Below are 11,934 nucleotides of genomic sequence, written 5' to 3' on the forward strand. Positions count from 1 at the left end.
CGAATTGATGGAAGGGCAGCGGTGACCGAAACGACGGTCGTGCACCTGATGCGTCACGGCGAGGTGCACAACCCGACCGGTGTGCTCTACGGCCGGATCCCCGACTTCCACCTGTCCGAACTGGGCCGGGCGATGGCCGAGCGGGTGGCCGAGTCCGTGAAGGGTCGCGACATCGTCCACCTGGTCAGCTCGCCGCTGGAGCGGGCCCAGGAGACGATGGAGCCGATCGCCACGGTGTTCGGGCTGACCCCGGACATCGACGAGCGGGTGATCGAGGCCGCGAACCTGTTCGAGGGCAAGAAGTTCGGTGTCGGCGACGGTGCGCTGCGCAACCCGAGTGCCTGGTGGTTGCTCCGCAACCCGATCAAGCCGTCCTGGGGCGAGCCGTACCAGCAGATCGTCCGGCGGATGCGGGACGCGATCGAGACCGCCCGGCAGAAGGCCGCCGGCCACGAGGCGCTGATCGTGTCGCACCAGTTGCCGATCTGGATCGTCCGGTCCGCGATCGAGGGCCGTCGGCTGCCCCACGACCCGCGCAAGCGCCAGTGCAGCCTGGCCAGCCTGACGTCGTTCACCTTCCACGGCGAGTCGATCGTCTCGGTCGGGTACGCCGAACCGGCCAAAGACCTGCTGCCGGTGAAGAACCCGAAGAAGTTCGTCGGGGGCGCGTGATGAAGCGTGCGGCCGCCGTGGTGGCCGGGTTGTTGCTGGCGCTGACCGCGTGCTCGTCGGGGCAGCAGGCCGCGGAGAACCGGCAGGGCCAGGCGGGATTCGTGAGCGGGACGCACAACGTGTCGGTCTTCGCCCCGGCCGACCGCAAGCCGGCGCCGGCCTTCACCGGTACGACGCTCGACGGCAAGACCTGGACGCTGTCCGACCACCTGGGCAAGGTGGTCGTGCTGAACGTCTGGGGCTCGTGGTGCCCGCCCTGCCGCAAGGAGGCGCCGGACCTGGTCGCGGCGAACAAGGAACTCGGTCCGTCGGTGCAGTTCATCGGCCTGAACACGCGTGATCTCGACCCGGCGCCGGCGAAGAAGTTCGTCCAGGAGTTCGGCGTGCAGTACCCGAGTGTGTACGACCCGAACGGCAAGTCGCTGCTGCGCTTCCGCGGCCAGATCTCGGCGGCGTCGATCCCGAGCACGCTGGTGATCGACAAGACTGGCAAGGTCGCCGCACGGGTGATCGGCGACGTGACCAAGCAGACGCTGCTCGGCATGGTGAAGGACGCCGGTTGACCTGATGGGTGAGTGGTTCGCGCAGTCGATGACGGGTTCGATGCTGGTGGCACTGCCGATCGCGGTGCTGGCCGGCGCGATCTCGTTCTTCTCGCCCTGCGTCGTTCCGCTGCTGCCCGGCTACCTGTCCTATGTCACCGGGCTGTCCGCGGCCGAGCTCGGTTCGAAGCAGCGCGGCCGGATGCTGGCCGGGACCGCCTTGTTCGTGGCGGGATTCTCGGCGGTCTTCATCCTGACCGGCGTACTGTTCGGCACCGCCGGAGACCTGCTGATCGAGCACCAGACCGCGATCACCCGGGTGCTCGGCGGACTGACCGTCGTACTGGGACTGGTCTTCCTCGGCGGGTTCGGGTTCCTGCAGAAGGACGTGCGGGTGCATCGCGTGCCCGCGGTCGGGATCGCGGCCGCGCCGCTGCTCGGCGTACTGTTCGGATTCGGCTGGACGCCGTGTATCGGTCCGACGCTCGGGACCGTGATGACGCTGGCCGCGACCGAGGGCAGCACCGGGCGGGGTGCGACGCTGGCGTTGGTGTTCAGCCTCGGGCTGGGCATTCCGTTCATCGTCGCGGCGCTGGCGTTCCGGCGGATGCTGTCCGCCGTCGCGTGGGTCCGGCGGCACCAGGTGCTGGTGATCCGGATCGGCGGCGTACTGATGATCGCGGTGGGACTGCTGCTGCTGACGGGAGTGTGGGATTCGATGACCGCGGACCTGAGGCAGTGGGTCGCCAACTTCGGGTCGGCGGTGTGAGGTGACCGAGGTCAAGGACCACATCACCGCACCGACCGGCGGCTCCGGGAACGAACCGCCCGCGCTCGGCCTGGTCGGCTGGCTGCGCTGGATGTGGCGCCAGCTCACCTCGATGAAGACCGCGCTGGTGCTGCTGTTCCTGCTCGCGCTGGGTGCGGTGCCGGGATCGCTCATCCCGCAGACGCCGATCGACCCGATCAAGGTGTCGGACTTCCTCACCGCGCATCCGAAGCTCGGCCCGTTCTACGACAAGCTCGGGCTCTTCGACGTCTACAAGTCGCCCTGGTTCTCGGCGATCTACCTGCTGCTGTTCATCTCGCTGATCGGGTGTGTGGTGCCCCGGCTCGGCGTCTACCTGAAGGCGGTCCGGGCCCGCCCGCCGAAGCCGCCGCGGAACCTGAACCGGCTGCCCGGCTACCAGCGCTTCACCATCGACTCCGAGGGCGACTTCCTCGCGACCGCCACCCGTGAGCTGAGCCGCCGTCGGTTCCGCGTCCAGGCGTACGACGGAGCCGTCGCCGCGGAGCGTGGTTACCTGCGCGAGGCGGGCAACCTGCTCTTCCACTTCTCCCTGATCCTGGCGCTGATCGGCGTCGCCTGGGGCTCGCTGTTCGGCTACCGCGGTACCGTCCTGGTTGTCGTGGGCAACGGTTTCGCGAACTCGCTGGCGCAGTACGACGACTTCGCGCCGGGCCGGGTGTTCAACGGCGACAACCTGCCGCCGTTCTCGCTGACGGTCAAGGACTTCGAGGTGAAGTTCCAGCAGGACGGTCCGCAGAAGGGCGCGGCCCGCGAGTTCAAGGCGCAGCTGAGCTACCAGGAGACGCCGGACGCGCCGGAGAAGTCGTACCAGCTCGAGGTCAACCACCCGCTGAAGCTCGACGGCAGCAGCATCTACCTGCTCGGCCACGGCTACGCGCCGCGGGTCACGGTGCGGGACGGCAACGGGCAGGTCGCGTTCTCCGGGCCGGCGCCGTTCCTGCCGCAGGACAGCAACTTCTCGTCGTTCGGCGTGATCAAGGCGCCGGATGCGCGGCCGATGCAACTCGGCTTCGAGGGCTTCTTCCTGCCGACCGCGGTGATCGACCAGCGCGGCCCGGTCTCGGTCTTCCCCGACGACCTGAACCCGGCCCTGGTGATGACCGGGTACTACGGCCGCCCGCAGCCGGAGACCGGGAAGCCGGAGTCGGTGTACCAGCTGGACAAGTCCAAGCTGACCCAGTTCGAGAAGGACGGCGACAAGCTGCGCTTCCAGCTCGCCCCCGGCCAGACCACGACGCTGCCGGACAAGGCCGGATCGATCACCTTCGACGGCTACAGCCGCTGGGTGAAGCTGCAGGTCAGCCACACCCCGGGCACGAATCTGGCGCTGGGGGGCATCCTGCTGGCCATCCTCGGCCTGATGGGCTCGCTGTTCGTGCACCCGCGGCGTACCTGGGTGCGCGTCCGCACCGAGGACGGGCGTACCGTTGTCGAGGTCGCGGGTCTGGACCGCGGACCCGAGCGCGGGCTCGGCGACGAGATCCGGGCCATCACCGACAGCCTGAAACCAGAACCCGACCGATCGAGCACCCAGGAGCAGCCATGAGTGCGGAGACCTTCGCGCACGTCTCCAACCTGGTCGTCCCGACCGCCACGGTGATCTACGCGCTGGCGATGATGTCGCACGCGCTCGAGTGGGCGCTCGGCCGCGCCGTCGTGGTCAAGGACGCCGAGGTCAAGCAAGACGTTCTGGTCGCGTCCGGTGGCGAAGCGGTCACCGCAGGCACTGCTTCGACCGGCCCTGCTTCGACCCGCACCGCTTCGGCTGGCTCTGCTTCGGCCGAGGCGGCCGTGCCGGGGACGGAGCGGATGGAGGCGGCGAGCCGGATCGGGCTGACGCTGACCTACCTGGCGTTCGTGCTGCACCTCGCGGGTGTGGTGACCCGCGGCCTCGCCGCGGGGCGGGTGCCGTGGGGCAACATGTACGAGTTCTCGATCACGGCGTCGCTGGCTGTCGCGGCCGTCTACCTGATCTTCGTGCAGCGCTACAAGCTGCAGTGGCTGGGTCTTGGCGTGACGCTCGTGGTCGCCGCCGTCCTGGGTCTCGCGACGCTCGCGCTCTACACCCCGGCCGGTCCGCTGGTGCCGGCGCTGCACTCGTACTGGCTCGTCATCCACGTGTCCGCGGCCGCCATCTCCGGTGGTGCGTTCACCATCGGCGGTCTGGCGTCCGTGCTCTACCTGGTCAAGGCTCGCGCGGAGCGCCGGGTGCTGGCCGGCGGCACGATGTCGGCGTCGCTGCGGCGGCTCCCGAGTGCCGAGGCGATGGACGGTACGGCGTACAAGGTGCTCGCGTTCGCGTTCCCGCTGTGGACCTTCGGCGTGCTCGTGGCCGGGCCGATCTGGGCGGAGTACGCCTGGGGCCGCTACTGGGGCTGGGACCCCAAGGAGGTCTGGTCGCTGGTCACCTGGGTGGTGTACGCCGCCTACCTGCACGCGCGGGCGACCGCGGGCTGGCGCGGCCGGAACGCCGCGACGATCGCGATCATCGGGTGGTTCGTGTTCATCTTCAACTTCGTCGGAGTGAACCTGCTGGTCTCCGGTATGCACTCCTACGCCGGGGTGTGACATGAAGGAGTTCGCCATCTACACCGGCCTGCGGGCCGCGTTGTTCGCGGTCTGCTTCGCCGTGTTGTGGTTCGCGCTGAACGCCCGGCTGAGTGTCTTCCCGTTGTTGCTGCTGGCACTGATCGTCTCCTCGATCCTGTCGATCTTCGTTCTGCGCGCCGCCCGCGAGCGGCTGGCCGGCCAGATCGAACGCCGGGCCACGAAGATGTCGCAGCGGATCGAACAGGCCCGCTCCGCCGAAGACGACGACTGACCCACCTCACTCCGCGGGGGAACGGCGTACCACTGGTTCAACTGGTACGGAGAGTGACCTAGGCCACGGCCAGGTTCTTGGCAAAATCGTTTGTGCATCCCTTCACATGAGTCGTAGAGTCGTGGATAGAACGAAACCGTTTCGTTCTATCTGCTACTACGAACTCACACAGGGTGATCATGGTCGAGACAGCCGGAGTGCGGCACCGTCCGCGGGTCGAGGGTGGTCGTGAGGAAGAGATCCTCGCTGCGACCGTCACGCTCGTGGCCGAGTTGGGGTACGACCGGCTGACCATGGACGCGGTGGCGACGGCGGCGAAGGCCAGCAAGGCGACGCTGTACCGGCGCTGGACCAGCAAGGCCGAGCTCGTGGTGGACGCGATCAGCCGGGCCAAGGGATGCCCGATGCCGGACAACGTCGACACCGGCAGCCTGCGCGGTGACCTGATCTCGCTGGCGTGCGGCACCGGCGGGTTCACCGACGAGATGCCGATGTCGGTGATGGCCGGGCTGCTGACCGCGTTGCAGCACGACGCCGAGCTGCAGAAGGCGTTCCAGCAGCGCTTCCTGGCGCCGCGGCTGGGGCTGGTGGCAACGATCTACCAGCGGGCGATCGACCGTGGCGAGGTCAGCCCGGCGGTCGACGTCGAACTGCTGGCCAACACCCTGCCGGCGGTGATCATCCACCACGCCTTCCTGCTCGGTGTCGAGCCGACCGACGACCTGATCCTCCGAGTGATCGACAACGTCATTCTGCCTGCGGCGCGGGGGTCGCAGGCGAGCTGACCGGTGAGGGGCCGGTCCGCGACCACAACGCAGTTACGCCCAAGAGGGGAATAGTTCTATGTCCGAAGACGTCGTCAAAGCCGATCCGCCCGAGGGCCGGCCGGTGGACGCGGTGACGGAGACCGCCCACGGCCACCGGAACCTCGGTATCGCGCTCGCGCTGATCAGCATGGCGCAGTTGATGGTGGTGCTGGACGGCACCATCGTCAACATCGCCCTTCCACACATCCAGACCGATCTGGGCATCAGCAACGCCTCGCTGCCGTGGGTGGTCAACGCCTACGCGCTGGCCTTCGGCGGTCTGCTGCTGCTCGGCGGCCGGATCGGGGACATCCTCGGCCGCCGCAAGGTGTTCATCTTCGGCGTCGTGCTGTTCGGTGTGGCGTCGTTCATCGGCGGCATCGCGCAGAGCGAGAGCGTGCTGCTGGCCAGCCGGATCCTGCAGGGTCTCGCCGCTGCGGCGGCCTCGCCGAACGCACTGGCACTGATCACCACCACCTTCCCGGCCGGCAAAGAGCGCAACCGCGCGATGGGGGTGTACGCCGCGATGTCCGGGGCCGGTGCGGCCGTCGGACTGATCCTCGGCGGTGCGCTGACCGAGGCGTCCTGGCGCTGGACCTTCTTCATCAACACGCCGATCGGCCTGATCGTGGCGGTGCTGGCGTTGCGCTACCTGGGCGAGTCGGCCCGGCAGAGCGGGAAGTTCGACCTGCCCGGTGCGATCACCGGATCGATCGGTCTGGCCGGTCTGGTCTACGGCCTGAACCACGCGGCCTCGGACGGCTGGGGTGACCCGGTGACGCTGACCTTCATCCTCGGCGGCCTGGCGCTGATCGCGACCTTCCTGCTGATCGAGGCTCGGTCGCGGCACGCACTGATGCCGTTCCGGATCCTCGCCAACCGGACTCGCGGAGTCAGCTTCTTCGTGATGCTGGTGGTCGGCGCGGCGATGTTCTCGATGTTCTACTTCCTGGGCATCTTCGTGCAGAACATCATGGGGTACAGCGCGCTGAAGACCGGCTTCGCGTTCCTGCCGTTCAGCCTCGGCATCGTGGCGGCCGCGCAGGTCGCCTCGGCGCTGATCGCCCGGATGGATCCGCGCTGGATCGCCGGTGCCGGTGCGGTGCTGGTCTCGGGTGGCATGTTCGGGTTCAGTCAGCTCGAGGTCGACTCGTCGTACCTGACCCATCTGTTGCCGTTCATCCTGCTGCTGTCGTTCGGCATGGGTCTGATCTTCGTGCCGCTCACACTGACCGCGGTCAGTGGCGTCGCGAACGAGGACTCCGGTGTCGGCTCCGCCGTACTGAACACGGTCCAGCAGATCGGTGGTGCGGTCGGCCTGGCGTTGCTGGGCACGATCTCCACCAACGCGATCAAGGACAAGTTCACCGAGTTGGCTCCGGGGCTGCAGAATGCGGCCGAGTCCGGTCAGTCGCCGACCCAGCTGAAGCAGTTGGAGGGCCAGTTCACGGCGGTCGCCACCACGCACGGCTTCACCCGCGCGTTCCTGTGGTCGACGTTCCTGATGCTCGGCGCGGCCGTGGTCACGCTGGTCGGTCTGTCGGTCAAGTACAAGGATCTGGCCACCGACAACCAGAACGGTCCGGTCCACATGGGCTGATCCAGCCCGAGAACTCGAAGGGTCCGCTTTCCACGGGAGGAGGGGAAGCGGGCCCTTCGTCGTACGTCAGAGCTGCTTGCGCAGCCAGAACTCCATCCGGACGCCGTCCGGCATCAGGTTGCCGGGCGCACCGAAATCGGTGAATCCGTTGCGGAGATAGAGCTTGCGGGCCGGTTCGTTGCCGTCCGCAACCGCCAACTCCAGCACCCGGGCGCCGGTACTACGAGCCCAGCTCTCGATCGCCGCCATCAGTGCGTCACCGACGCCTTGGCCGCGGCCGTGCGGGGCGATCCACATCGAGACGAGCTCGGCGACACCGGGCTCGTCGTCGGCCGGCAGTCCGCCGGCCATGCCGACCGCCGTACCGTCGAGACTCGCGATCACCTGGTAGCCGCCGGGCAGGGTCAGCCGCTCGCGCCACCGCTCCTGCGGCGCGTCGACCCAGTCCGCGTGCACCGAACCGAAGGCGGACGGTGTGTCTGCCAGCGCCGCCAGTCGTAGTTCGCGCCAGAGCTTCCAGTCGTCAGGCCCGATGTCCTGTAGTTCGATCACGACGGACAGAATCCCCGCAGACGAGTGCCCGGCGCCAGTCAGTTTCTCGGCGGGAACTTGTTGGACACCCAGTCGCGGACGCCGCCCATGCCGTCGCCGAGGTCGCGGAGGAACTTGGCGAGCGGATCCTGCGAGCGGCTGAAGGTGTCGGCGTACGACTTGGCGGCGTTCTTGGCCTCCTGAGAGATGGAGGCGGTGGCGTCGTCCTGGCGCTTCGGGTAGGTGCCGGACACGATCGTGGTGTACTCGCCCTCGTCCACCCAGCGCCGCAGCTCGTGCGCGCGGATGACGGCCAGCGGGTGCGACTGCGCCTCGAGCAGCAGCAGCTTCAGCAGGCTGTCGCGCAGATCGCCGGCGCTCTCGTACTCCGTGCCCTGCGCCAGGAACGCCGTGGTGTCGAGCTCACCGAGCTCTCCGCCGCTGGCCAGCTTCATCTGCACGCGGAGCGCGACGGCCGGGTCCTGGGTGGCGAGCAGGCCGGCCCGGTCGCCGGAGAGCTCGGCCTTGCGGGACCACTCTTGCAGTGCGGCGATGATCGCGCGGACTCCGAGCGCGCCGATCGGCATCCAGTTCACCGCGCCGGTCAGCCGAATCAGCCAGAACAGTAGCGACTGGTAGAGCGCGTGCCCACTCTGCGCGTGGCCGAGCTCATGACCGAGGATGAAGCGCAGTTCCTCCTCGTCCATACCCTTCAGCAGCGCGCTGTTCACGACGATGAACGGCTTGTCCATACCGATCGTGACGGCGTTCCAGATCGGGCTGTTGACGACGTACAGCTCGGGCAGTTGGCGGACGTCGAGGGTGCTGCCGGCCTCGGTGTAGAGCCGGTGCACGCGAGGGAACTGGCGCTCGTCGACCCGGATCGCCGATCCGAGGAACTGCAGCCGGAAGGCCCGCTCGTTGATCAGGCCGGACATCTTCTTCAGCATGAAGTCGAAGCCCTTCAGCTGCCGCAGCGCCACCAGCGCGCCGCGGTCGGCCGGGTGCTCCCACGCCCGCGAGCTGATGTCGGTCAGCGTGACCCGCTGCCGGGTCGGGCGCTCTTCGTTCTCGCTCATCGTTCCCCCTGCTGACTGGGCCTCGTGTCCGTCCAACCTAGCTCGCTCCCGGGTCGCCGTACCTTCGGATTGAGGATCCAGGCGAGCAGGAGCGGGAGCGGCCAGCTCAGGGGGACGGACCACCAGGACGCGTGCAGGAAGAGGAGGCCGACCACGCCGGCCAGCGCGATTGCGGTGCCCCACAGCCAGTACCAGAAGGCGTTCCATCCGGGGTGGCGGAAGCCTCTGCGGTAGCCGACCGCCGCCAGCGTGGCCGTCGCCGGCAGGGCGCTGAACACTCCGAAGGCGACGACGACAGTGGCGATCAGCACGATCTCGCCGGTGGAGAAGTGCGGCTCGAATCCCAGGGGCACCATACGTACCATCGTTCCGTCCGGGACCCCGGTTGCAGAGCGTAGGAATACTCAAATCGCGCCATTGGTCCTAGCCTGGCCCGCATGAGTGAGGTTGACGTGTGCCGTGAGGTGGACCGGCGCGACGACAAGGCGCGCGCCTGGGTGTCGGAGGCGATCCGGATCGTGGATGCCGACGCGAACCGGAGCGCGGACACCCACCTGCACGTGTTCCCGATGCCGGACGCGCTGGGCGTGGACCTGTACCTGAAGGACGAGTCCGTGCACCCGACCGGCTCGCTCAAGCACCGGCTGGCCCGGTCGCTGTTCCTCTACGCGCTGTGCAACGGCTGGATCGGCGAGGGCACCACGGTGATCGAGGCCTCCAGCGGCTCGACCGCGGTCAGCGAGGCGTACTTCGCCCGCCTGCTCGGGCTGCCGTTCGTCGCGGTGATGCCACGCTCGACCAGCCCGGAGAAGGTCGAGCTGATCGAGTTCTACGGCGGCAGCTGCCACTTCGTCGAACGGTCCGGCCAGATCTACGGCGAGGCGAAGCGGCTCGCCGAGGAGACCGGCGGCCACTACATGGACCAGTTCACGTACGCCGAGCGGGCCACCGACTGGCGCGGCAACAACAACATCGCCGAGTCGATCTTCGACCAGCTCCGCCTGGAACAGCACCCGGTGCCGAGCTGGATCGTCGTCGGTGCCGGCACCGGAGGTACGTCGGCCACCATCGGCCGCTACGTCCGCTACCAACGGCACGACACCTCGATCGCGGTCGTCGACCCGGAGAACTCGGCCTTCTTCCCCGCCTTCGAAGCCGGCGACGACGACTACTCCACCGGCCGCCCGTCCCGAATCGAAGGCATCGGCCGCCCGCGCGTCGAACCGTCCTTCGTCCTCGGCGTGGTCGACCGGATGATCTCGGTCCCCGACGCCGCCTCGATCGCCGCGATGCGCTTCTGCTCCCGCGTCACCGGTCGCCTGGTCGGCGGCTCCACCGGCACCAACCTGTGGGGCTCACTACGGCTGGCCGCGGAGATGCGGCGTACCGGCGTCCGCGGCAGCATCGTCACGTTGTTGTGCGATTCCGGGGAGCGCTACGGCAACACGTACTACGACGACGCCTGGCTCCGCACGAGCGGCATCGACATCACGCCGTACACCACCACCCTCGAAACCTTCGCCACCACCGGCCGCTGGCGCGAACCAGGCGAGTAGGGAGATTTCTCCCCCAGCCCACCCATACCTTCCCTGCGTCTACCGCCGCACCTGCGGGCTGTCGCCCGGGTGTCCGCCGTACTGCGTTTCCACCTGAACCGGCGTGCGGCCTGCCGACCGGGGTGTGCGAGCTGCCGCTCGCGTTCGACTGCAGGACCGGCGTGAGGCGCCCGGCCGTGGCGTGGGCGGTGTCAACCACCGTGCCCACGCGGCCGCCTGGGTCATACAGCGCGATGGGCTGAGTGGCTGACGCTCATGGGGTTTCGACTCGGGTGAGGATGATGCTGCCGGGTGCGGGACGCGGGCGCCGGGTGGTAGGTGGACCTCGGCGATGTCTGTTGGGGAACGCGGGCCGGTGATCTGGCCGGGGGGGGGGTATCCGGTGGCGGGGTCGTGCCATTCGGAAGGCCGCCGACGTAGACGAACGGCTCGAACTGCTCGCCGAGGTCATCGAAGCAGCCAAGGACCGCGGCGACCTCACCTCGTAAGCACCAAGCGCCGCCGGGGTGAGCGGACCTGCACCACTCAGTAACCCTCGCCAGCTGCCGATGCTCGCCCTCGGCTGAGCGTGCGCACGCGGTCCACGGGCGCGTTGGTGAGTGCCGCAGGTCCGCCAGAGAACGAGCTGAACTAGCCGCCGAGGGCGAGGCCGACGGCTAGGCCGGTGGCGTAGAGGAGTTCGGTTAGGCCGGTGCCTTTGAGGACGGGGATGAGGGCTGGGCCTACCGCGTCGCCGAGGACTACTCGGATGGACTGGATGGCCAGCGGGATGGCGATGAAGGCCAGGAGGGTCCAGGGGGTGGCGATGGCGGAGACGGCTGCCAGGACGAACGCCAGTACAACGAGGGCGGCGTACAGGCGGCGGGAGTTGGCGGCGCCGAGGACCACTGCGAGGGTGCGTTTGCCGGTGACGGTGTCGGTGGGGATGTCGCGGAGGTTGTTGGCGACCAGGAGGGCGCAGGCGATCGACCCGATCGAGACCGCACCGGCAACGGCCGTCCAGCTCAGCGTCTCCGCCTGGACGTACGTCGTGCCCAATACGGCGACCAGCCCGAAGAACAGGAAGACACTGACCTCACCCAGCGCCCGGTAGCCGTACGGCTTCTTCCCACCGGTGTAGAACCACGCACCGAGCAGCGACGCCGCCCCGGCAACCAGCAGCCACCAGTTGGAGGTCGCGGACAGGATGATTCCGAGTACGGCGCCCACGCCGAAGCAGGTGAAGGCTGCGGTCTTCACCTGTCCCGGTGTGGCGACCTTGGAGCCGACCAGGCGCAGTGGGCCGACCCGGTTCTCGTCGGTGCCGCGGATGCCGTCGCTGTAGTCGTTGGCGTAGTTGACCCCGATCTGCAGGGTCAGCGCGACGCCGAGCGCGAGCAGGGCCTTCCACCAGACGAAGCCGTCCAGGTACGCGGCCGCACCGGTTCCGACGAGGACAGGGGAGATCGCGGCGGGCAGCGTGCGTGGGCGCGCGCCTTCGATCCACTGGGCAGGGGTGGCCATGACCGTCGATTCT

13 protein-coding genes are annotated in these 11,934 nt (G+C 68.4%); 9 read left to right on the forward strand and 4 right to left on the reverse strand.

Going from position 1 to position 11,934, the window contains the following annotated elements:
* Positions 1 to 48 precede the first annotated feature (48 nt).
* The 8 genes from E0H75_RS08770 to E0H75_RS08805 all read left to right on the forward strand — a co-directional run bounded on the left by E0H75_RS08770 (position 49) and on the right by E0H75_RS08805 (position 7,252).
* Positions 49 to 672: a histidine phosphatase family protein gene (locus E0H75_RS08770; RefSeq protein WP_238162934.1), complete on the forward strand. Its 624-nt coding sequence runs from the start codon at positions 49 to 51 to the stop codon at positions 670 to 672.
* Positions 672 to 1,235: a TlpA family protein disulfide reductase gene (locus E0H75_RS08775; protein ID WP_131512669.1), complete on the forward strand. Its 564-nt coding sequence runs from the start codon at positions 672 to 674 to the stop codon at positions 1,233 to 1,235. Before E0H75_RS08770 ends, E0H75_RS08775 begins: the two co-directional genes overlap by 1 nt.
* 4 nt (positions 1,236 to 1,239) lie before the next feature.
* Positions 1,240 to 1,983, forward strand: a complete 744-nt coding sequence (locus tag E0H75_RS08780; protein WP_131512670.1) for a cytochrome c biogenesis CcdA family protein — start codon at positions 1,240 to 1,242, stop codon at positions 1,981 to 1,983.
* 1 nt (position 1,984) lies between these two features.
* Positions 1,985 to 3,571, forward strand: coding sequence for a cytochrome c biogenesis protein ResB (resB, locus tag E0H75_RS08785; RefSeq protein WP_131512671.1), 1,587 nt, complete (start codon positions 1,985 to 1,987; stop codon positions 3,569 to 3,571).
* Complete coding sequence (gene ccsB / locus E0H75_RS08790) at positions 3,568 to 4,593, forward strand: c-type cytochrome biogenesis protein CcsB (RefSeq protein ID WP_131512672.1); 1,026 nt, start codon at positions 3,568 to 3,570, stop codon at positions 4,591 to 4,593. The genes resB and ccsB overlap by 4 nt, the downstream gene beginning before the upstream one ends.
* Before the next feature lies 1 nt (position 4,594).
* The gene (locus E0H75_RS08795) at positions 4,595 to 4,846 is read left to right on the forward strand and encodes a DUF4229 domain-containing protein (RefSeq protein WP_131512673.1); all 252 of its coding nucleotides are present in this window, start codon (positions 4,595 to 4,597) and stop codon (positions 4,844 to 4,846) included.
* 179 nt (positions 4,847 to 5,025) lie between these two features.
* Positions 5,026 to 5,631 (forward strand): TetR-like C-terminal domain-containing protein, encoded by a 606-nt coding sequence (locus E0H75_RS08800; RefSeq protein ID WP_131512674.1) that lies wholly within the window; start codon positions 5,026 to 5,028, stop codon positions 5,629 to 5,631.
* A 58-nt stretch (positions 5,632 to 5,689) separates the two neighbouring features.
* On the forward strand, positions 5,690 to 7,252 hold the full coding sequence (locus tag E0H75_RS08805; RefSeq protein ID WP_131512675.1) for an MFS transporter: 1,563 nt from the start codon (positions 5,690 to 5,692) through the stop codon (positions 7,250 to 7,252).
* Positions 7,253 to 7,318: 66 nt separating this feature from the next.
* On the opposite strand, the gene E0H75_RS08810 is transcribed toward E0H75_RS08805, so the two are convergent.
* The 3 genes from E0H75_RS08810 to E0H75_RS08820 are packed head-to-tail and all read right to left on the reverse strand — an operon-like array spanning position 7,319 to position 9,218.
* Positions 7,319 to 7,804 carry a GNAT family N-acetyltransferase gene (locus tag E0H75_RS08810; protein WP_131512676.1) on the reverse strand — a complete coding sequence of 162 codons (486 nt, stop codon included), beginning with the start codon at positions 7,802 to 7,804 and terminating at the stop codon, positions 7,319 to 7,321.
* 38 nt (positions 7,805 to 7,842) lie between these two features.
* A complete protein-coding gene (locus tag E0H75_RS08815) occupies positions 7,843 to 8,862 on the reverse strand; it encodes a M48 family metallopeptidase (protein WP_131512677.1) in 1,020 nt (339 codons plus the stop codon).
* Complete coding sequence (locus tag E0H75_RS08820) at positions 8,859 to 9,218, reverse strand: hypothetical protein (protein WP_131512678.1); 360 nt, start codon at positions 9,216 to 9,218, stop codon at positions 8,859 to 8,861. Before E0H75_RS08820 ends, E0H75_RS08815 begins: the two co-directional genes overlap by 4 nt.
* Before the next feature lie 81 nt (positions 9,219 to 9,299).
* Between E0H75_RS08820 and cds1 the strand changes: the two genes are divergently transcribed.
* The gene (cds1, locus tag E0H75_RS08825) at positions 9,300 to 10,418 is read left to right on the forward strand and encodes an L-cysteine desulfhydrase Cds1 (RefSeq protein WP_202872867.1); all 1,119 of its coding nucleotides are present in this window, start codon (positions 9,300 to 9,302) and stop codon (positions 10,416 to 10,418) included.
* Between the two features lie 630 nt (positions 10,419 to 11,048).
* Here the strand turns inward: cds1 and E0H75_RS08830 are convergent.
* Positions 11,049 to 11,921, reverse strand: coding sequence for a 1,4-dihydroxy-2-naphthoate polyprenyltransferase (locus tag E0H75_RS08830; protein ID WP_131512679.1), 873 nt, complete (start codon positions 11,919 to 11,921; stop codon positions 11,049 to 11,051).
* Between the last annotated feature and the right edge of the window lie 13 nt (positions 11,922 to 11,934).

The sequence above is a fragment of the Kribbella capetownensis genome (assembly GCF_004331485.1).
Taxonomy (GTDB): Bacteria; Actinomycetota; Actinomycetes; order Propionibacteriales; family Kribbellaceae; genus Kribbella; species Kribbella capetownensis.

Bases quoted from the DNA above. Each gene is read 5' to 3' on its own strand.
- E0H75_RS08770 (WP_238162934.1), top strand. From the start codon at position 49: ATGCGTCACGGCGAGGTGCACAACCCGACCGGTGTGCTCTACGGCCGG.
- E0H75_RS08775 (WP_131512669.1), top strand. From the start codon at position 672: ATGAAGCGTGCGGCCGCCGTGGTGGCCGGGTTGTTGCTGGCGCTGACC.
- E0H75_RS08780 (WP_131512670.1), top strand. From the start codon at position 1,240: ATGGGTGAGTGGTTCGCGCAGTCGATGACGGGTTCGATGCTGGTGGCA.
- ccsB (WP_131512672.1), top strand. From the start codon at position 3,568: ATGAGTGCGGAGACCTTCGCGCACGTCTCCAACCTGGTCGTCCCGACC.
- E0H75_RS08795 (WP_131512673.1), top strand. From the start codon at position 4,595: ATGAAGGAGTTCGCCATCTACACCGGCCTGCGGGCCGCGTTGTTCGCG.
- E0H75_RS08800 (WP_131512674.1), top strand. From the start codon at position 5,026: ATGGTCGAGACAGCCGGAGTGCGGCACCGTCCGCGGGTCGAGGGTGGT.
- E0H75_RS08805 (WP_131512675.1), top strand. From the start codon at position 5,690: ATGTCCGAAGACGTCGTCAAAGCCGATCCGCCCGAGGGCCGGCCGGTG.
- E0H75_RS08815 (WP_131512677.1), bottom strand. From the start codon at position 8,862: ATGAGCGAGAACGAAGAGCGCCCGACCCGGCAGCGGGTCACGCTGACC.
- E0H75_RS08820 (WP_131512678.1), bottom strand. From the start codon at position 9,218: ATGGTGCCCCTGGGATTCGAGCCGCACTTCTCCACCGGCGAGATCGTG.
- cds1 (WP_202872867.1), top strand. From the start codon at position 9,300: ATGAGTGAGGTTGACGTGTGCCGTGAGGTGGACCGGCGCGACGACAAG.
- E0H75_RS08830 (WP_131512679.1), bottom strand. From the start codon at position 11,921: ATGGCCACCCCTGCCCAGTGGATCGAAGGCGCGCGCCCACGCACGCTG.